Consider the following 18,938-nt stretch of genomic DNA (forward strand, 5'->3'; position numbering starts at 1 on the left):
CATTCCTCCGAAATTATGGCGTTCCAAAAGGTCAAGATACACGGCAAATCGGGTTCGTCAATCATCGAAGCATATTTTTTGGTCCTGCTTTTGCCCGAGTGTCGATCAAAAAACCCAACACAGTGACCTTCATGGTCACTCGTGCAATGAGGTTATCGACGCTGCAGGTTCCAAAACTGAGTTGATGTTTCTCGGCTAGTCTTTCCGCGCGATCACAGGGATATCCGGGGATGCGCCCGGCGGCAGCATCTGCTGCTTCCAATGCTGCCTGGTCTGTAACTGCCTGTCCTCTTTCATATACAACGAGGGCACTTCCGCATAAAAATAAAAAACTTGTCACCGAAATCACTCCACTGACCAAAATGAGGGTGGCCGAAGTGCTCGAGCCATGATCAGTGGGCATCAAGAACACACTCTCGAACACGTATCTCTGGAACAATCCATTCCAGTGGTCCTGGCCCTACGTTTTGTTGCAGCGTGACACAAATCACATCGCTTTCCACACTCTGGTGAAATTGAACATTGCTATTTGCGGCATGGAGTGCTCGCGTCACGAGAGCCCCGTCAACACCGCGAGCAAGTTCTTGAGCAGCTTGCCGAGCTAACGAAGCATTACTGAGTTGAGTGCCCAGCGCTGAGACTGCCTGCAAGCAGATTCCCAGTATCAAGATGATGACAGGGAGAACCATGGCTAACTCCGCGGTGACACTACCCTCCGAACGTAAGTGCACGTCGAACCATGTCAGTCAATATGGCTTTGACTTCATCTCCGCGAAGGATGGCCACGAGTAAACCCGCAAACCCTACTGCAGCCATGGTGGCAATGGCATATTCGGCTGTTGCTGCACCTTCTTCCAGCGTGAGGTTCGCCCAGATTTTTTTCAATTGTTTCTTCATGAGAGATCTCCTTTCGACATCAAGTAGAGCCCACTGGGTTGCTGAAGAAGGACACCTCTATATAAGCGGTGGAAAATCCCCCTAGTACAAGGTTGTGGAGGAGATCACACTTGCCACCAGCGGAAGCACCCCCACAGCGATAAACGCGGGGAGAACGCACACCCCGAGAGGAATCATGAGTTTGACACCTAAACGCTCTATAGCTTCGTGTGAATTGTTGCGCGCACGATCACGCAACAGTTCTGCATGAGCATGCAGCAGGTCGCTCAAAGCAACCCCTGTTCGCGTAGAAAGCTCCATAAACTCATCAGACTGTTCAAGCTCGAAGTGGTCAGTGAGATAGTTATCGGCTATTTCCTGAGCACGATGTCGCGCTTGTCTCAACGAGGCACCAGAGCGTAGGACCATTGCCATCACTTCGGTCGGCATTCCAATTGCCCACGTGGTGGATTCAGCTGCAGCAACCAGCGTTGCAGACCAGGTATGAGCCAGCCACATCAAGCCGGCCGCCACTACAAGCAAAAACCAGCCCACAGGTTGAAGCAATAAAAAAGCGAGAGGGTTATAGCCAGCCGCCATCCCGCCCACAATCGCAATTCCCGGCAAAGTCATGACCAGCCTGGTCGCTGCTTGAGGCCCTGCTAGCTGACTTCGAGCTTCGCGAGCATTTCGGGATGCTTGAGCTAGGGCGCGCGAGAGGGACATAAGGATGTTTTTCAGAGGTGCCCCCATTTCAAGGCCCAGTCGCCACACCTCTGCCAAGAAAGCCCGCGGTGTGGGCGGTTTGTTTTCGAAGAAGTCATCTCGTTCCACCCGCGCATGAATGAGTGCTTGTTGGGGGCTCAGTCCCGCTACAAGCAACATTGCTAACAGTTGTGAGAGTGCAGCGACCTCGCCCAGATCGTCACAAACTACCGAAGTGGAGCGGCTGAATCTCGAGCGAACGAGAGTTGCGAGCAAATGTACCCATTTGCGCAATACGTCGACCATGTTCACCTCGCTCCACATGAACAACTAGATCAACAGCCCCGTGAACCAATGTGGTGAGCAAAGTTTCACTCAATCCAGAGAGGAATCCGAGTGCTCGCAATCGTGCAGGTACATCATTCAATGAGTTGGCGTGTAACGTCATCCCACCACCTGTGTGACCGGTGTTCAATGCACTCAACACGGCGCCAAGTTCACTCCCGCGACATTCACCGAGGACGAGCTGGTCTGCCCGCATGCGTAGAGCCTGCGGCACGAGCTGTTCGAGAGTCAGAGCACCCGCTCCTTCATTGTTTGCTTGCCTAGCCTCCAAAGTGATGACGTGTGGGTGACGTATGTGTAATTCGGCCACATCTTCCAACACGAGAATTCGTTGTCGAGTATCAACCTCAGATAACAGAAGTCCCAATAAAGAGGTCTTCCCTGCTCCTGCTGCGCCCGTCACCAGAATTGTCTGCTGTGATGACACTGCCGCCTGGAGATAGTCATGCTGCATTGGGCTGAGATAGTCCTGTTCCAGCAGTTTCTGCCACGTCAGCTCGTGGTGACGAGGTATACGAATGGAGATCGAAGTCCCATGGGCTGCCACTGGGGCGAGTACAGCGTGAACACGAATACCCCCCTCTAGTCGGACATCCACACATGGGTGGGCAATATCTAGGTGACGCCCACCACGGTCAATCAGCTCAACAGCTAAAGCTCGGACTTCTTTCTCTGTTGCCTCCCAGCGAGAAACAGATAGTAGACCTGTTCCTTGGTCTACCCACATTCCGGAATTGCTCGAGATGAGGATGTCAGTAACGAGGGGATTGCGAATCTGGGCATCCAGCAGAGCAAACATGGCCTCAAATTAGAGAAAAAATTCATGTAATAAGAATTTTTGGACCAAATTGGGGGTATTTGTACCCCTTTTGCCCCTGTGGAGGACAGGTTATGTGTATCCGAAAGACCTCACACACAGAGGAAGGCGACACCAGTTGGGGGGAACGGTGTCGCCTTCGTGACGCCAGATTGGGGGAATCGGCGGCGCCACCAGTCAGATACGAAGCTCTGAACACTATGAGTTTAGGGTATTTTTCTGAAAATATTCTGTACCCCTAGTACAAAAAGTAACTTTGTATACAAAGTGTGATTTTGGGGGTAATCTCGTATCAGACTTTGATAGAACTTTGTCACCACCCAATGAAGTGAGGTGCTCAAATGAGCAACAACATTGACAACTTGATGAACGAGGAACGTCGCTTTCCACCCAGCGCAGAATTTACTGCCCAGGCCGTAGGAAAAGCGGACCTTTACGAGGCAGCGAAGAAAGATCGCCTTGGTTTCTGGGACAAGCAAGCCAAAGAACTGCTTCACTGGCACAAGCCCTACACTCGCGTGCTCGACTGGAGCGATGCTCCTGTGGCCAAATGGTTCGACGACGGTGAGCTCAATGTGGCCTATAACTGCCTCGACCGACACGTTCTCGCCGGCAACGGTGACCGTGTTGCACTCTATGCCGAGGGAGAGCCTGGCGATCAGCGTGTATACACATACAGCGAATTAACCGCAGAGGTTAAGCGGGTAGCAAATGTGTACCTCTCGCTGGGCATCAAGGCTGGCGACCGCATCGCGATTTACATGCCCATGATCCCCGAAGCAGTGATTGCCATGCTCGCTTCCGCACGTATTGGCGCCGTTCACACCGTCGTGTTTGGTGGATTTAGTTCTGACAGCCTCCGCAGCCGCATCGATGACGCCGAAGCAAAGCTTGTCGTGACAGCCGACGGCGGATGGCGCAAGGGCAAAGTGTTCCCTCTCAAGCCCACTGTAGATGCAGCACTCGAGGCACACGGAGGCGGAAGCACCGTGACCAACGTTCTCGTGGTCAAGCGTGGCGAGAACGATGTTGAATGGACTGAAGGTCGCGACATCTGGCTACACGAGGCTATGGCCGGTGTTGACGCAGAGCACGAAGCTCAGGGATTCCCCGCAGAGCACCCTCTGTTCATTCTGTATACATCCGGTACTACAGGAAAGCCCAAGGGTATCTTGCACACCACAGGTGGCTACCTCACTCAGGCGGCATTTACCCACAAAAACATCTTCGATCTTCACGAAGAAAAAGACGTCTACTGGTGCACCGCAGATGTGGGCTGGATTACCGGACACTCCTACGTTGTGTATGGTCCACTCGCTAACGGTGCCACCCAAGTGGTCTATGAAGGAACTCCCGACGCACCTCACCCCGGTCGCTGGTGGGAAATCATTGAGAAGTACAAAGTCTCGATTCTTTACACCGCACCCACGGCAATCCGTTCCTTCATGAAGCTCGGGCGCGAGATCCCTGCCAAGTTTGATCTCTCAACCATCCGCGTACTTGGATCTGTGGGCGAACCCATCAACCCAGAAGCGTGGATTTGGTACCACGACATCATTGGTGGAGGAACTGCTCCAATCGTGGATACCTGGTGGCAAACCGAGACCGGCGCGATCATGATTGCAGCACTCCCTGGTGTAACCACACTCAAGCCAGGTTCGGCACAGGTACCCATCCCCGGTGTTGTTATTGACATTCTTGATGAGCAGGGTGTTCCCCAAGAAAAGAACTCCGGTGGCTTGTTGGTCATTTCTGAACCTTGGCCTTCTATGCTTCGCGGCATTTGGGGAGACCCAGTACGTTTCCAAGAAACTTACTGGGAGAAGTTTGGAGATAAATACTTCGCAGGCGATGGCGCGCGATTTGACTCTGATGGAGACATTTGGTTGTTGGGCCGCGTTGATGACGTGATGAACGTCTCAGGCCACCGTCTCTCCACGGCTGAGATTGAATCTGCTCTGGTTGGTAACCAGATAGTTGCTGAAGCAGCAGTAGTTGGAGCCGCAGATGAGACCACCGGTCAGGCCGTGGTTGCCTTCGTCATCCTGAAGAAGAGCCACGTCAACGACCAGACTCCCGAGGAAGCAAGCGCTATCTTGCGCAAGCACGTTGCGGATCAAATTGGTGCGATCGCTCGTCCCTCAAAGGTCTACATCGTTGAAGAACTTCCCAAGACCCGTTCTGGCAAGATCATGCGCCGTCTCCTCCAAGACGTCGCTGAGGGTCGCGAAATTGGTGACACCACCACGCTGACCGACACTGGTGTGCTCAGCATCATCAGTGCTCAAGTTCACTAAACGAAGCATGAACACACTGAACCCCAGGCCGTTGGCCTGGGGTTCAGTGTTGTAATTCGAGAGTTACTTAAACGAGACGATGATCTCTACTTCAACCGGAGCATCCAGTGGCAAAACCGCCACACCAACTGCCGAGCGAGCGTGAACCCCTGCGTCACCGAAAATCTCTCCGAGAACCTCAGAGGCACCGTTGATGACGCCGGGCTGCCCTGTGAAGGAAGGATCACTGGAGACGAAGCCCACTACCTTGACCACGCGGGTCACGCGGTTGAGATCCCCGAGAACTGACTTCACCGCTGCAAGCGCGTTGAGTGCACAGGTTCGTGCGTATTCTTTTGCGTCAGAGGCGGGAATGAGACCATGACCTTCACCAACCTTGCCCGTGGCAGGAAGTGCACCAGAAACCATAGGCAACTGACCTGAGGTGAACACGAGGTCGCCGTAGATAACCGCTGGGGTGTAGGCGGCAACCGGAGGAACGAGATCAGGGATATCAATGCCGAGCTCAGCAAGGCGAGCGTCAATGTTTGCCATGTTGTGTCCTTTGTTTGTGGCTCGAGTTGAGTCTATTCAGCTAGTGGTCGTTTGAGATAAGCAACAAGTCCACCCTCGGGTCCGGTCACGATTTGGACCAGTTCCCAACCCTCAGTTCCCCAGGTGTTGAGGATGGCAGTGGTGTTGTGAATCAGAAGTGGGGTGGTCGTGTACTCCCATTTTGTGGCGCTCATGGCTCTCCGTTCGGTTGTTTCTCAGAAATCCGGGATAAATTAGAGTCTATGTTTGCCAAGAAGCCCTCGAAGTCAGGACTGGTCGGAGGACTGCTCGCATTTGTCGGCATGAGTGCCGTTGCGTCAGTACTTATTGCAGCCGCTGTAACCCCCGCTATCGCGGTTACCGGCCTCACCACCAACAGCGCTTTAGGCGTCTTTGACGAGTTGCCCGAATATCTGAAAATTAACCAGCTCGCGGAAAAGACCAGCATCTATGCCAAAGCATCAGATGGTTCTGATGTTCTACTTGCCTCGTTCTACGCACAGAACCGCGTCACGGTTCCCTTGGACGAAATTTCTCCCTACGTCATTGACGCAGCTATTGCGACAGAAGACCCCCGCTTCTATGAGCACGGTGGTGTTGACCTCATTGGTACCGCCCGAGCAATCCTGTCGAACGCTTCGGGTGGAGATGTCCAGGGTGGTTCATCAATTAGCCAGCAGTATGTCAAGAACATTCTGGTTCAACGTGCCGAAGAGCTCGCTGATCCAGACGCTCGTAAGGCTGCCTACATCGCAGCTACCCAGACAAGCATTGAGCGCAAGCTCAAAGAAATGAAGCTGGCCATCAGCATCGAGTCGAAATACTCTAAAGATGAAATTCTCAATGGTTATCTGAACATTGCTTCCTTCGGTGGTCGAACCTACGGAATCGAAGCAGCAGCTCAGTACTACTACGGCGTCAAGGCGAAAGATCTAACACTTGCCCAGGCAGCAAGTTTGATTGCCACGGTCAATAACCCGAACAACCTTCGTATCGACTACGAAGAAAACATTCAGGCAAACACTGACCGTCGAAACTACGTCCTAGAGCGCATGCTTGCCGAAGGAAAGATCACTCAGAAGGAATACAAGGCTGCTGTTGCAGAACCTGTCACACCTGTCATTACACCTCCGAGTACTGGTTGTCAGACTGCTGGTGGAGCTGCTTTCTTCTGTGACTATGTCACCTGGGTCATCAAGAACGACAAGGTCTTCGGAGCTACTGAGGATGAGCGTTGGAACAACTTCCAGCGTGGTGGATACAAAATCATGACCACCCTCAACTTGGATGTTCAGGCTGCAACAAACGCGGCTATCGACGAGCGTGTTGCCAAAGTAGTTGATGAAGGAAATATCGCCGCAGCATCTGTTTCGGTAGAGGTTGGAACAGGACGCATTTTGGCCATGGGCCAAAGCAAGGATTACTCCGCTGATCCTGAAGTTGTTGCAACCGGAGCCAACTACACCTCCGTGAATTACAACACTGATTCTCGATATGGAAGCTCCACTGGCTTCCCTGTGGGTTCGACCTACAAGGTCTTTACCCTTGCAGAGTGGCTCAAGAATGGCCACGGTCTCAACGAAATGGTTGACGGTAAGAACCGTATTTGGACCGGTAAAGAGTTCACCAATAGCTGTGAAGGTGTTGGTGACCTCAACAACTGGAACCTGCAGAACTTCGATGGCCGTGGAACAGGTAAGGTTTGGTCCGCTCTGCAATCACTGATCAACTCATGGAACACCAACTTCATGATGATGGCGTCCAAGTTGGACCTCTGCAAGATCCGCAAGACCGCAGAAAGCTTCGGTGTTCACCGCGCTGACCTAAAGACTCTCACCAGCAACCCCATGTCAGTTCTTGGTTCAAATGAAATCGCGCCGCTAACCATGGCTGTGGCAGCTGCCGGCTTCGCAAACCAGGGCAAGGTGTGTTCAGCAATTGCTATTGATGAAATCACTGACCGCAGCGGCAAGAAGATTGAACCACCGAAGTCAAAATGTAATCAGGCAGTTCAGCCCAACATTGCCAACACAGTTGCGTACGCCATGTCTCGAGTAATCGAAGGATCGGCACGTTGGGCATCACCTAACGACGGTGTTCCTTTCATCTCCAAGACAGGTACTTCGGATAACTCTGAACACAACTGGATGATGGGTACCACCACCAAGGTTTCAACCGTTTCCTGGATTGGTAACGTCACCGGCCACGTCAACGTGGGTGAATACGTCTTCCCTCCCTATGTCTTCGTGCAGGGAATTTGGCGTGGTGTGATGGCAACTGCCAACAGCATTTATGGTGGAGATGCCTTCCCGGCACCAGATCCAAACTTGATGAAGGGTAAGTCTGTTGCCGTTCCAGCCATTGACGGCCTGACCCTCAAGCAAGCTCAAGAACTCATCGAAAGTGTCGGCCTGACCTTCAAAGACGGCGGCGAGATGGACTCTGAGAAGCCCAAGGGAACCGTGGTCAAGTCAGATCCACCTTCAGGTGAAAACACCGCGGTAGGTGCTGAAATCACGGTGTACACCAGTAACCAGTCACTTGTAGCTGGTCCTGGAACAACGCTTGGCATGACTCAGGCTGCCGCAACCAGTAGCTTGCAATCTGGTGGTTGGGTTGTCCAAGTTATCTTGGCTCCAAGCCCCACACCAACGCCGTGTTTCAGCCAGCCACCAGTGGATAACACAGTGAACCCACCGGTTACCCCTGCACCGGTGCCCAGCACCTGTCCAGCACCCCCAAGTCCTAATGTGGGCAAGGTAATTGCTCAGGACATTGTGGGAGGGTTTGTGAAGCCTGGTGCCACTGTGACAATTACGATTCAGCAATAACTCTCTGATGGACAAGTTTGTTCGTGATGCGCTCCTCGGAGTTGGTGTCGCCGCTGCCGGCGCCCTACTCTGGGGGACGCTCATCGAACGGAACCAGTTCACTTTGCGTGAAGTGGAAGCGAAAGTTCTAGAACCTGGTGCACAACCTTTACGTGTTCTCCACATTTCTGACTTACATCTAGCTCCATGGCAAGAGGGCAAGATTGAGTGGATTAAGTCGTTAGCTGCGCTGTCTCCAGATCTTGTTGTTGACACCGGTGACAACCTCGGTCACATCAATGCTCTTCCTGCTGTTGAAGAGGCACTATCGGCTTTCCAGAGCATTCCTGGAGTGTTCGTCAACGGTTCGAATGACTACTTCGCGCCCGAATTCAAAAACCCTTTCACTTATTTCTCTGGCCCCTCACGCGCGAAGACCCATGCGACTGTTTTGGACACAGCAGGACTGCAGCACTTCCTCACCAACGATTTAGGTTGGGCAAACCTCAACAACACTGCCGCATCCATCCAGATTGGTGAACGCCGGCTAGATTTCATGGGTGTTGATGACCCCCACCGCAACTTTGACTCTCTTTCTCGCATGGAACGCGCATTAGAGAACCTGCAGTCGGAAGACATTTTTGAAGAAACCGCTCCTGAACTCACAATTGGTGTTGCACACGCCCCCTATCAGCGCATTCTGAACGAGTTTGTTGCTCAAGGTGCTCAAGTGATGTTTGCCGGGCACACCCACGGTGGTCAGGTTTGCGTTCCAGGGTTTGGAGCGTTGGTGACAAACTGCGATATCCCTCGCGAACAAGTCAAGGGATTGAGCACGTGGCGCCACGGCGCCCACACAGCAGCATTGAACGTCTCTGCGGGCCTGGGAACATCCATTTATGCTCCTGTGCGCTTTGCCTGCCCCCCAGAGGCTTCTCTGGTCACTCTCAGTCCCAGAGACTAGTTAGGGACGTCCCAGGCTGCTGTAATGGAAGCCAGCTGCTCTCCACGTGTCAGCATCTAGGACATTTCTGGCATCCACGATTCGTTTGTGTGCCATCAGATCTCCTGCTACCCGCGGATCTAAGGCAACAAACTCTGGCCATTCGGTGACCAAGACGGCAATATCAGCACCCACCAAAACTTGCTCTAGTGTGGCGGCAACCTTCAACTCTGGGAAACGTAGCAGCGCAGGTCCGTGAGCTTGAGGGTCATAGGCAACAACATCTGCTCCAACAGCAAGTAAACCTTGAGCAACATCCAAAGCAGGAGAATCACGAACATCGTCGGAGTGGGGTTTGAAGGCTAGACCCAACACCGCCACCCGGAGACCTGCAGCCTCACCACCGGAATCAGAGATGACGCGGTTGATGACACGCTCACGTTGGCGCAGGTTAATGGTATCCACTTCATCAAGGAACGCGACTGAGGAGCCCAACCCTAGTTCTTGGGCACGAGCAGAGAAAGCTCTGATGTCCTTAGGCAAACACCCACCGCCAAAGCCCACACCAGCGTTGAGAAACTTCCTGCCAATACGCGCGTCATAACCAATAGCATCGGCTAGCTCAGTCACATTTGCGCCCGTTGCCTCAGCAATCTCGCTCATGGCATTGATGAAACTGATTTTGGTTGCCAGAAACGCATTCGCTGCAGTCTTGACCAGCTCTGCCGTTGCTAGATCCGTCTCGACTACTGGTGTTCCAGCAGCAATCGCTTGCGCATACACATCCCGGAGTGCAGCACGAGCTACGTGTTTGCCAGGGCCTTCACCGAAACCAAAGACGAGCCGGTCTGGTGAGAGAGTGTCCTTGATCGCGAAGCCCTCACGCAAGAATTCTGGATTCCATGCCAGGGCTGCCGAACTACCTGCTGCTATCAGTCGGCGAGATAAAGCCTCTGCTGTGCCGACAGGAACTGTGCTCTTGCCTACGATGACATCGGTTGATCCCAGATGAGGAATCAGAGCATCAACAGCTGCATGGACATAGCGAAGATCTGCGGCGCCACTGTTCTCACTTTGGGGTGTTCCCACAGCGATAAAGTGCAGCGATGCTCCTGCAACCTCACTAATATCTTTGGTGAAGCGTAGACGCCCAGAGGCTATAGAAGTGGCAAGGATTTCGGGCAGACCAGGCTCAAAGAAGGGCGGTTTGCCTTGAGCGAGAGCGTCAACTTTCGCCGCATCGACATCGACCGCGATCACCTCATGCCCGAGATCGGCCATGGCTGCCGCGTGCACTGCACCCAGGTAGCCGCAACCGATAACCGAGATGCGCATGGTGGGAAACTAGCTAAAGTCGGGGTCTGGCTCGAAGGAGTACGCAACTGGCCACTGTCTACGGCCAGCGTTGAGTACACCGTTGCTCTCGATGAGGTAGCAGTTACCACACAGAGGCTCATATGTGACTGCAACGCCATCTATCGCCAGCTGATCGCCGTCAAAGATAAATCGGTCGTTGTATTTACGAGCGTTGAAGATTGCTTTTTTGCCACAACGACAAATGGTTTTCAGCTCCTCTATTTCATGAGCAATTTCGAGCAATCGACGAGACCCTGGGAAAGCAACCGTTTGGAAGTCAGTGCGGATACCAAATGCAAGAACAGGAACGTCCTCCAGAAGTGCGATACGAAGAAGATCATCGACTTGTGCTTCAGACAGGAATTGAGCTTCGTCTACCAATAAGCAACGAACATCTGCACCGGTTTTGCGAATGACTTCATCTCGTTGATGCTGAAAGAGCCCGTAGAGATCGCTATCACTACCAATGATAAAGTCTGTGCGGCGAGTGATTCCCAGGCGCGATAGAACTCCTTGATCACCCTTGATGTCAATTGCGGGTTTTGCCAACACAACGTTGTGACCGCGTTCTTCATAGTTGTGAGCCGCTTGTAACATCAGTGTGCTTTTGCCGCTGTTCATAGCGCCATAACGGAAATAAAGCTTGGCCATTAGGTCAAATATCCATCCTCGGCTGCACGCCGAACCAAATCAGCCCGCCGGGACGCGGGTCTTCCTGCTCTAGCGTACTTCTCACGGACCCGTCTGAGGTACGTTTTGGCCGTCTCAAACTGAACATTCATAGCTTGGGCGACATCTTTTGTTGCTAAACCTTGGCAATACAGCATCAATGCCTGTTCTTCCCCGGCACTTAAGCGAGGCTTGGACACCTCTTCGGCGTGTTGAATGGGCTCACCTGGGGTACCCACGTGCATAGCAGGCATGCCCAACAATTGGCGCATGGTGGAAGCAATGACACGCATCGAGGTGGCTTTATCGAAGTAAGCATCAGCACCTGCGGCGTTAATTCGTTCTTCAAGTTCTGCCCCGCCAAGAGCACTTATCACCACGACTTTGGCTCCGGCGGCCTTACACGTCAACACACGCGCCTCAATCGAGACATTTTCTGCCAACTGGTAGTCCATCAACACCATGTCGGCAGGAAAAGCAGGGTTGCCTAAACACCCCGCCCAGGATGTTTCACTACAGACCACATCAAAATCCGGAGCGTTTTCAGAAAACCAACTCGTAATGCTTTCAACCAAGAGTCCGTGGTCATCCAAAATTGCCAACGTCGCAGGTGTCCTGCGTCCCCCATCAGCTTGCATAGTAGAACAACACCTTCACTTCCCCATCTTGTTCAATCATGCGCACATCCTGAAACACTACGTACATCACACGCAGATAGGGGGCCAGTTTGGTTCGCAAACGATAGCTCGAATCACTTCGACCGCCGTCGTCTTTTCCGAGCACCACGCAGGAGAGCCGACCCGTTACCGGATCTGAGCGCAATGACACAGAGATGGAACGAACTCCGTTATCTCTCAAACCAGTAATCAGTGCAGAAATGCTGGATTGGGAGGCTAGGTCAAAGCGTCCCAACAAATTCTCTGGATCGTGAAGCTCACAGCCAATCCGTTCAACCCACGTTCGAGTTGAGAGGGTCAGGAGTTCACTACGAATCTCGCCGGAAAGTTGTCGAGCTTTTTCGACATCCACTGCGTTCACGCGACCCGTTTCTAGAAGTTCAACATAAAAATGTTTCACCTCATCTAGGAAAGGTTTCGTCACTTCTGCCGTCACAGAATTGCGTGGCTGCGAAGGTTGTTGAGTTAGTTCGCTCACTGTTGCATTCCAAGCCCTCAGAACGCTTGTTGCTTTTTGGGTATAGCTTGCTTGGCCGAGGACAACGATGGCGATAAGTGTAATTCCAGAAACAGCAAAGTATGCCGGTCCAAACGGGATGTCCAGTCTCAGACTTGTCAAAGCTAACAAGCCTCCGACGGACAGCACCGCTGCCAAACCGGCGAAGTACTGATCGGAGAGAGGTCGATACCCACTTGCACTGGCAAAGAGAAGTGCAAGAGCTATAGGCCCCCATTCGAAGAAATATCCTGTGACATGGTTATCCATCGACCCGACTTGAAAACACGCAGCGCTGATTGCAAAGAAAACCACCAGGGCATAGCTCCTCTTGCCATAGGGAGCATGCCGCGGAGCGGCAAACCACAAATGCAACCCAAATGACAAAGTCATAAATGTAACCGCTATGGCCATGAGGGCGACATGTGAAACATGTACCAAAGATGAAACTGTGGCAAGGACGACGTATACCCAGGTCAACAGAATGATGAAGATTGCTGCTTCCCAGCTCGTGGCAGCGGTGAGCGGATCAATCTGTTGCAGGCTACGGCCTTTATTGCTCATCGTTCACCTCCGTTGGGAACTGCATCATGATGGCCGCACCATGATTAGGATTCGACCAAATTCGAACGGTGCCGCCGGCCTGCTCAATTCGCTCTTTAACCGAAAGCTTCAGACCTAAACGATCAGCAGGGATGGCCTCAACGTCGAAACCAACACCGCCATCAATCACAGTGATACTCACATTGGAAGGAATTCCCAGCAACACCACTTCTGCATTTTTCTGACCTGAATGAGCTAACACATTTGCTAAACACTGACTCAGTGCAGCTGCGGTGGCGGAGATTTGATCGTTCGTCAGATTTTCCAAGGAAGCTAGTTCTCCGCTGAGGTTGATAACGAGTCCGTTTCGCTCCGCTTCAGCGAGCGCAGTTGAAACAGGACTCAAACGCTCACGACTATCTGAACTCAATTCCTGGGAAATAGTTGTTTGCCGGGTCGATGTGAGTTCGCTGTTCTCGAGGCGGGCAAGTTGCGCCTCGATGGATTCGCGAACATCCTGCTGCAACATTCCCGGTTTTGTTTGTGAGATGAGGGCCAGATTAGCGAGCAAGGTGTCATGAAGATGAGCGGCAATATCTTTCGCTGAAGCGACGACCTCAGCATCTTGAGAAATGAAATCCATGCTGTTGTCGAGGGAAGGCTGAATCTTGCTCTGAGCTCGCAGTAGCCCAGGTGTGAAGGACACGGCCAGCACTACGATGAGGTAGCCAACGAGCAGGCGAATATCGAATTCAAAAACACCACCGGCAAGCTGTGCGCCCACAAAAATTGCCACATTGGCAATCAGATATCCCAGGGTTGCCCAGAACAATCTGTCCCGAACACGAGCAGCAACACCACAGGTAGTAATAAGAGCAAAGCCGAGGAGAGTAAATGGCAGAAACTTTGTAGAAACAACATCAGACATGGTGGCGAGCACTGCCCACGTCACGATGACCAAACAAGTGCCTAAGAAAACTAAATACAGAGATGCCGAGAAGGGTGACAGTGGTGAAAACATGAGCCACCACAATACAAATCCGGGGAAACCGACCAAGAAGCCAGCCCACAACACGGCAGCATTGCCCTCATGCCATCCGGCCAGAAGAAGTAGAACTTCAGCAAAGATGACGGAATAGGCCGAGTACACCAGGAACAGGCGAGAGAGTGCCTGAGCAAACAAGACAGGTGCGAGTTTGGCAGGAATACCAATTTGCATTCTCGCTCCCCCTCACCCAAATGGCCGTAAAGACCAGTCTTCCCTATGTGGAGAGTTTGAGCGCCTTAGCCGAAGCAGCAAAGGACTTCTTTGCCGTCGCAGGGTTGTCAGATAAACGTGTTCCGAAACTAGGAATCATTTTCTTGATCTCTGGCTCCCAGCCGGCAAACTCAGTGGGGAAGCAGCGCTTTAGTACGTCCAACATGACGGGCACGGACACAGAAGCACCTGGCGAGGCTCCCAACAATCCAGCGATGGTGCCATCTGCGGAAGCAATCACTTCTGTGCCGAATTGCAGCACGCCCACCTTCTTGGGGTCAGACTTCATGACCTGAACTCGCTGACCAGCTGTGATGAGCTCCCAGTCTTCGTGCTTGGCGTCGGGGAAGAATTCACGCAACGCATCGAGCTTCTTTTGTGGGCTCGCCATTAATTCGCCGATGAGGTATTTCAACAAATCTAGGTTGGTCGCTCCGACAGCAAGCATGGGGAAAATGTTGTTTAGTCGAATTGAACCGGGAAGATCAAACCAAGAACCTTCTTTGAGGAACTTTGGAGTAAATCCTGCGAAGGGTCCAAACAACAATGACTTCTGGCCATCAACAACACGGGTGTCTAGGTGAGGAACAGACATGGGTGGTGCGCCAACAGATGCCTTGCCATAGACCTTGGCCTGGTGGCGAGCTACCAATGCGGGGTTGTTGGTACGCAGGAACTGTCCTGAAATGGGGAATCCACCGAAGCCCTTGGCTTCTTTGATTCCCGCGCTTTGCAGCAGTGACAATGCGCCACCACCGGCACCAACAAAGACAAACTTGGCCGTGATGGAGTGCGGGGTGTTCCCCACCATGTCACGCATTTGCAAACGCCAGTGCCCGTTGTGAAGCTTCTTTACGGACGTCACCTGGGTTCCTGTGCGCAGTTTCGCACCGTTTTCGGTGATGTAGTTGAAGAGCTGTTTGGTTAGTGAACCATAGTCAACATCAGTTCCAGAAGTGATGCGCGTGGCTGCAATTGGTTCGTCACCGGTGCGACCATCCATCAGCAGGGGTGTCCACTGGGCAATGACTTCAGGATCCTCTGAGTACTCCATGCCCGCAAACAAGGGCTGATCTTTGAGCACTGCATAGCGCTTGCGCAGATATTCCACGTTCGCCTCTCCCCAGACAAAGGTCATGTGAGGAGTTGAGTTGATGAAGGTGGTGGGAGCATCAAGCATCTTGGAAGCAACCATGTATGCCCAGAACTGCAGAGAGACCTGGAACTGTTCATTGATGGCCACAGCTTTGGAAGGCTCTACCGAACCATCGGGCGCTTCAGGCATGTAGTTCAGTTCGCACAAACCTGCGTGACCGGTGCCAGCGTTGTTCCAGGGGTTTGAGCTTTCCTGGGCCACTTCGCCCAATCGTTCATAAACCTGGATGCTCCAGTCAGGTTGCAGCTGTTTAATGAGTGCGCCGAGCGTAGCGCTCATAATTCCGCCACCAATCAGGGCGACGTCAACTGTCTTTGAATTCACATCCGCAAGTTTACGGGGCAAAGCCACTGAGCACTGCCCTCAGTGCTTCCAGCTACCGGGAGGAACAGTGAAGGCCACCAGAAGCGTTTCTGGTGGCCTTCGTGAAATGGTGCAGAGAACTAGGCGCGATCAGCTGCAATCAACTCAGCAATCTGCACTGCGTTGAGGGCAGCGCCCTTGCGCAGGTTGTCATTGCTGACAAACATTGCCAGACCGCGACCGCCATCCACTGTCTCATCAGCGCGAATACGACCAACGAAAGAAGGATCAGCTCCTGCAGCTTGAAGTGGTGTGGGAACTTCTTCTAGCTGAACACCAGGAGCGTCTGCGAGCAATTCGCGAGCGCGATCTGGCGAGATAGCCTTACCAAATTCTGCATTGATGGACAGTGAGTGACCAGTGAACACGGGAACACGGACACACAAGCCGGAAACCAAAAGCTCAGGAAGTTCCAGAATCTTGCGGCTTTCGTTGCGCAACTTCTTTTCTTCATCGGTTTCGTTGAGGCCGTCCTCGACGATGGCGCCGGCTAGTGGGACAACGTCGAAGGCGATGGTCTTGACGTATTTCACAGGTGCGGGGAAAGAAATAGCTGAACCGTCGTGAACGAGGTCTTCAATATTTCCCTGGTCAACGGCTGCACGAACCTGGTTAGCAAGTTCTTCAGCACCGGCCAGACCAGAGCCAGACACAGCCTGGAAGGTGGTCACGTTCATACGCTCAAGACCAGCTTCAGCATCGAGAACTTTCAGCACAGGCATGGCCGCCATAGTGGTGCAGTTGGGGTTAGCAATAATGCCTTTGACTGCCTGCTTGATAGCGTGAGGGTTGACCTCGGAGACAACCAGAGGAACCTCTGGGTCCATGCGCCATGCGGAGGAGTTATCAACCACGGTCACACCGGCTGCGGCAAAGCGTGGCGCTTGTGCCTTGGATGCGGTGGCACCTGCAGAGAACAAGGCTACGTCGATACCAGTAGGGTCTGCTGTTTCCACATCTTCAACAACAACATCGTGACCTGCGTAGGGAAGCACACTTCCGGCAGAGCGAGCCGAGGCAAAGAAACGAATCGACTTGACAGGGAAGTTACGCTCTTCGAGCAAACGACGCATGACCTTACCGACCTGGCCGGTTGCACCGACCACGGCAACATGGAGCCCCTCTGGGGCGATGGCGGTCATCGGCCAGTTCCTGCGTGTACGACTGCCTCAACAGCGGAGTCAAGACCGAAGGCAGTGTGAACCTTACGCAAAGCCTCGTTGAGCTGGTCCGCACGCATGATGACCGAGATGCGAATCTCGGAGGTAGAAATCATGTCGATATTGACACCTGCTTCAAATAGAGCAGTGAACAGCTGAGCAGAAACACCCGAGCTGGTGCGCATACCTGCACCCACAACAGAGAGCTTGCCGATGTTCTCATCCAGTGCCAGGTCAGTAAACCCAATCTGCGACTGAGCAGACTTCAATGCGGCTAGAGCGGAGTCAGCTTCAGCCTTGGGGAGGGTGAAAGAAATATCGGTCTGTCCGGTTCCTGCAGGCGATACGTTCTGCACGATCATGTCGATGTTCACATCTGCCTCGGCAACGATGGTGAAGATCTGTGCTGCTTTACCTGGGACGTCTGGAACACCGGCGACGGTGATCTTGGCCTCGCTCAGGTCACCGGCGACACCGGTGATGATGGGCTCTTCCACTGTTTCTCCCTCCGTGGGGTTGTACACGATTGTTCCCTCGTCGGGGACGAAGGAGGAGCGCACGTGCAATGTCACCCCGTGACGGCGTGCATATTCTGTTGCGCGAATGTTGAGAACTTTGGCACCGTTTGCTGCCAACTCCAGCATTTCTTCGGTTGAAATGCGGTGAATTTTGGATGCGTGAGGAACAACGCGAGGGTCTGCAGTAAAGACACCATCCACGTCGGTGTAGATCTCGCACACATCTGCGTTGAGGGCTGCAGCAAGGGCAACAGCTGAAGTGTCAGATCCGCCACGACCGAGTGTGGTGATGTCACCGGTGGAACGGTTGAAACCTTGGAATCCAGCAACAATGGCAATGTCGCCATCTGCCACCGCGTCACGCAGACGGTCAGGGGTTACTTCCACGATGCGAGCAGTACCGTGCTGAGCATCGGTAATCATTCCCGCCTGAGATCCCGTGAAGGATTTTGCTTCGTGCCCGAGAGAGCGCACAGCCATGGCAACCAAGGCCATAGAGATTCGCTCACCAGCAGTAAGTAACATGTCGAGCTCACGTGGTGCGTGATCGTGTGAGACCTCGTTAGCAAGGTCCATCAGTTCATCGGTGGTGTCACCCATGGCAGAAACAACAACAACAACGTCGTTTCCGGCTTCGCGAGTATCGACAATGCGCTTGGCGACGCGCTTGATGCTTTCAGCATCAGCAACGGACGATCCGCCATATTTCTGCACAATCAAGCTCACGGTTTGAAACTCCTGAAAGAAGATGCTCACGGCTTCGTTTCACGCGAGCTGGAAACTCTATTCTACGGGGAGTTTCAGGGCGCTTTTGACGCTCAGGAGACGGTGCGACGGCCTTCAAAGGCGCGACCGAGGGTCACTTCGTCGGCGTATTCCAAATCGCCGCCAACAGGAAGCCCCGAAGCAAGACGCGAGACCTTAATCTCTAGGGTCTTCAACAAACGAGAAAGATACGTCGCAGTTGCTTCACCTTCGAGGTTGGGGTCGGTGGCGATGATGACTTCTGTCACAGTCCCATCCGCTAAACGCGTCATGAGTTGGCGAATACGAAGGTCGTCAGGACCAATGCCATCAATGGGGCTAATTGCTCCGCCAAGCACGTGATAGAGCCCACGGAATTCCCGGGTGCGCTCAATGGCAACAACGTCCTTGGCTTCTTCCACGACACAAATAAAGGTGGGGTCACGCCTGGGGTCACGGCAGATAGAGCAGGTCACTTCTTCTGATACGTTTCCGCAAATCTCACAGAACTTAACTTTTTCCCGAACTTCCAACAACACTGCTGACAGGCGGGTCACATCGAAAGATTCTGTCTGCAGAATATGAAACGCAATGCGCTGAGCTGACTTGGGTCCCACCCCGGGAAGTCGGCCCAATTCATCTATGAGCTCCTGAACTATGCCGTCATACAT

At 53.0% G+C, this 18,938-nt stretch carries 19 protein-coding genes; 3 read left to right on the plus strand and 16 right to left on the minus strand.

All coding sequences use genetic code 11. From position 1 onward, the window contains the following. Positions 1 to 61: 61 nt before the first annotated feature. From AINA4_RS06545 to AINA4_RS06565, 5 genes are all read right to left on the minus strand, one after another. Complete coding sequence (locus AINA4_RS06545) at positions 62 to 403, minus strand: Rv3654c family TadE-like protein (RefSeq protein WP_281786643.1); 342 nt, start codon at positions 401 to 403, stop codon at positions 62 to 64. Beyond that, complete coding sequence (locus AINA4_RS06550) at positions 393 to 731, minus strand: TadE family protein (protein ID WP_281786644.1); 339 nt, start codon at positions 729 to 731, stop codon at positions 393 to 395. Before AINA4_RS06550 ends, AINA4_RS06545 begins: the two co-directional genes overlap by 11 nt. Beyond that, a complete protein-coding gene (locus AINA4_RS06555) occupies positions 709 to 897 on the minus strand; it encodes a DUF4244 domain-containing protein (protein WP_114129418.1) in 189 nt (62 codons plus the stop codon). The genes AINA4_RS06550 and AINA4_RS06555 overlap by 23 nt, the downstream gene beginning before the upstream one ends. Positions 898 to 978: 81 nt before the next feature. Then, a complete protein-coding gene (locus tag AINA4_RS06560) occupies positions 979 to 1,887 on the minus strand; it encodes a hypothetical protein (RefSeq protein WP_281786645.1) in 909 nt (302 codons plus the stop codon). Further along, positions 1,802 to 2,725: an ATPase, T2SS/T4P/T4SS family gene (locus AINA4_RS06565; RefSeq protein ID WP_281786646.1), complete on the minus strand. Its 924-nt coding sequence runs from the start codon at positions 2,723 to 2,725 to the stop codon at positions 1,802 to 1,804. Before AINA4_RS06565 ends, AINA4_RS06560 begins: the two co-directional genes overlap by 86 nt. A 359-nt stretch (positions 2,726 to 3,084) precedes the next feature. On the opposite strand from AINA4_RS06565, the gene acs reads away from it, so the two are divergent. Then, positions 3,085 to 5,040: an acetate--CoA ligase gene (acs, locus tag AINA4_RS06570; RefSeq protein WP_281786647.1), complete on the plus strand. Its 1,956-nt coding sequence runs from the start codon at positions 3,085 to 3,087 to the stop codon at positions 5,038 to 5,040. Positions 5,041 to 5,103: 63 nt separating this feature from the next. Here acs and AINA4_RS06575 read toward each other — a convergent pair whose 3' ends face one another. Then, positions 5,104 to 5,574, minus strand: coding sequence for a RidA family protein (locus tag AINA4_RS06575; protein ID WP_281786648.1), 471 nt, complete (start codon positions 5,572 to 5,574; stop codon positions 5,104 to 5,106). A gap of 32 nt (positions 5,575 to 5,606) precedes the next feature. Next, a complete protein-coding gene (locus AINA4_RS06580) occupies positions 5,607 to 5,768 on the minus strand; it encodes a hypothetical protein (RefSeq protein ID WP_172418207.1) in 162 nt (53 codons plus the stop codon). A 48-nt stretch (positions 5,769 to 5,816) separates the two neighbouring features. Between AINA4_RS06580 and AINA4_RS06585 the strand changes: the two genes are divergently transcribed. Together AINA4_RS06585 and AINA4_RS06590 are read left to right on the plus strand one after the other, a co-directional pair. Then, positions 5,817 to 8,405, plus strand: a complete 2,589-nt coding sequence (locus AINA4_RS06585; RefSeq protein ID WP_281786649.1) for a transglycosylase domain-containing protein — start codon at positions 5,817 to 5,819, stop codon at positions 8,403 to 8,405. Between the two features lie 7 nt (positions 8,406 to 8,412). Next, complete coding sequence (locus AINA4_RS06590) at positions 8,413 to 9,348, plus strand: metallophosphoesterase (protein WP_281786650.1); 936 nt, start codon at positions 8,413 to 8,415, stop codon at positions 9,346 to 9,348. On the opposite strand, the gene AINA4_RS06595 is transcribed toward AINA4_RS06590, so the two are convergent. The 9 genes from AINA4_RS06595 to recR form a co-directional block, all read right to left on the minus strand. Beyond that, the gene (locus AINA4_RS06595) at positions 9,349 to 10,662 is read right to left on the minus strand and encodes a UDP-glucose/GDP-mannose dehydrogenase family protein (protein WP_281786651.1); all 1,314 of its coding nucleotides are present in this window, start codon (positions 10,660 to 10,662) and stop codon (positions 9,349 to 9,351) included. Between the two features lie 9 nt (positions 10,663 to 10,671). Then, positions 10,672 to 11,334 carry a thymidine kinase gene (locus AINA4_RS06600; RefSeq protein WP_281786652.1) on the minus strand — a complete coding sequence of 221 codons (663 nt, stop codon included), beginning with the start codon at positions 11,332 to 11,334 and terminating at the stop codon, positions 10,672 to 10,674. Continuing rightward, entirely contained in the window at positions 11,334 to 11,990 is a 657-nt protein-coding gene (locus AINA4_RS06605) for a DNA-binding response regulator (protein WP_281786653.1), read from the minus strand. The genes AINA4_RS06600 and AINA4_RS06605 overlap by 1 nt, the downstream gene beginning before the upstream one ends. Beyond that, positions 11,980 to 13,089 carry a hypothetical protein gene (locus tag AINA4_RS06610; RefSeq protein WP_281786654.1) on the minus strand — a complete coding sequence of 370 codons (1,110 nt, stop codon included), beginning with the start codon at positions 13,087 to 13,089 and terminating at the stop codon, positions 11,980 to 11,982. Before AINA4_RS06610 ends, AINA4_RS06605 begins: the two co-directional genes overlap by 11 nt. Further along, entirely contained in the window at positions 13,079 to 14,287 is a 1,209-nt protein-coding gene (locus tag AINA4_RS06615) for an ATP-binding protein (protein WP_281786655.1), read from the minus strand. Before AINA4_RS06615 ends, AINA4_RS06610 begins: the two co-directional genes overlap by 11 nt. Before the next feature lie 43 nt (positions 14,288 to 14,330). Then, positions 14,331 to 15,833 carry a malate:quinone oxidoreductase gene (locus AINA4_RS06620; RefSeq protein ID WP_348773302.1) on the minus strand — a complete coding sequence of 501 codons (1,503 nt, stop codon included), beginning with the start codon at positions 15,831 to 15,833 and terminating at the stop codon, positions 14,331 to 14,333. Positions 15,834 to 15,925: 92 nt separating this feature from the next. After that, complete coding sequence (locus AINA4_RS06625; RefSeq protein WP_281786657.1) at positions 15,926 to 16,987, minus strand: aspartate-semialdehyde dehydrogenase; 1,062 nt, start codon at positions 16,985 to 16,987, stop codon at positions 15,926 to 15,928. Then, complete coding sequence (locus AINA4_RS06630) at positions 16,984 to 18,249, minus strand: aspartate kinase (RefSeq protein WP_280799527.1); 1,266 nt, start codon at positions 18,247 to 18,249, stop codon at positions 16,984 to 16,986. Before AINA4_RS06630 ends, AINA4_RS06625 begins: the two co-directional genes overlap by 4 nt. 92 nt (positions 18,250 to 18,341) lie before the next feature. Further along, complete coding sequence (recR, locus tag AINA4_RS06635; protein ID WP_281786658.1) at positions 18,342 to 18,938, minus strand: recombination mediator RecR; 597 nt, start codon at positions 18,936 to 18,938, stop codon at positions 18,342 to 18,344.

This window comes from Aurantimicrobium sp. INA4 (assembly GCF_027924525.1).
In the GTDB taxonomy this organism is placed as follows: Bacteria; Actinomycetota; Actinomycetes; order Actinomycetales; family Microbacteriaceae; genus Aurantimicrobium.

Coding starts and splice junctions, on each gene's coding strand:
- AINA4_RS06615 (WP_281786655.1), bottom strand. CDS start 14,287: ATGCAAATTGGTATTCCTGCCAAACTCGCACCTGTCTTGTTTGCTCAG.
- AINA4_RS06585 (WP_281786649.1), top strand. CDS start 5,817: ATGTTTGCCAAGAAGCCCTCGAAGTCAGGACTGGTCGGAGGACTGCTC.
- AINA4_RS06560 (WP_281786645.1), bottom strand. CDS start 1,887: ATGGTCGACGTATTGCGCAAATGGGTACATTTGCTCGCAACTCTCGTT.
- acs (WP_281786647.1), top strand. CDS start 3,085: ATGAGCAACAACATTGACAACTTGATGAACGAGGAACGTCGCTTTCCA.
- AINA4_RS06600 (WP_281786652.1), bottom strand. CDS start 11,334: ATGGCCAAGCTTTATTTCCGTTATGGCGCTATGAACAGCGGCAAAAGC.
- AINA4_RS06590 (WP_281786650.1), top strand. CDS start 8,413: ATGGACAAGTTTGTTCGTGATGCGCTCCTCGGAGTTGGTGTCGCCGCT.
- recR (WP_281786658.1), bottom strand. CDS start 18,938: ATGTATGACGGCATAGTTCAGGAGCTCATAGATGAATTGGGCCGACTT.
- AINA4_RS06565 (WP_281786646.1), bottom strand. CDS start 2,725: ATGTTTGCTCTGCTGGATGCCCAGATTCGCAATCCCCTCGTTACTGAC.
- AINA4_RS06575 (WP_281786648.1), bottom strand. CDS start 5,574: ATGGCAAACATTGACGCTCGCCTTGCTGAGCTCGGCATTGATATCCCT.
- AINA4_RS06555 (WP_114129418.1), bottom strand. CDS start 897: ATGAAGAAACAATTGAAAAAAATCTGGGCGAACCTCACGCTGGAAGAA.
- AINA4_RS06580 (WP_172418207.1), bottom strand. CDS start 5,768: ATGAGCGCCACAAAATGGGAGTACACGACCACCCCACTTCTGATTCAC.
- AINA4_RS06610 (WP_281786654.1), bottom strand. CDS start 13,089: ATGAGCAATAAAGGCCGTAGCCTGCAACAGATTGATCCGCTCACCGCT.
- AINA4_RS06605 (WP_281786653.1), bottom strand. CDS start 11,990: ATGCAAGCTGATGGGGGACGCAGGACACCTGCGACGTTGGCAATTTTG.
- AINA4_RS06625 (WP_281786657.1), bottom strand. CDS start 16,987: ATGACCGCCATCGCCCCAGAGGGGCTCCATGTTGCCGTGGTCGGTGCA.
- AINA4_RS06595 (WP_281786651.1), bottom strand. CDS start 10,662: ATGCGCATCTCGGTTATCGGTTGCGGCTACCTGGGTGCAGTGCACGCG.
- AINA4_RS06545 (WP_281786643.1), bottom strand. CDS start 403: ATGCCCACTGATCATGGCTCGAGCACTTCGGCCACCCTCATTTTGGTC.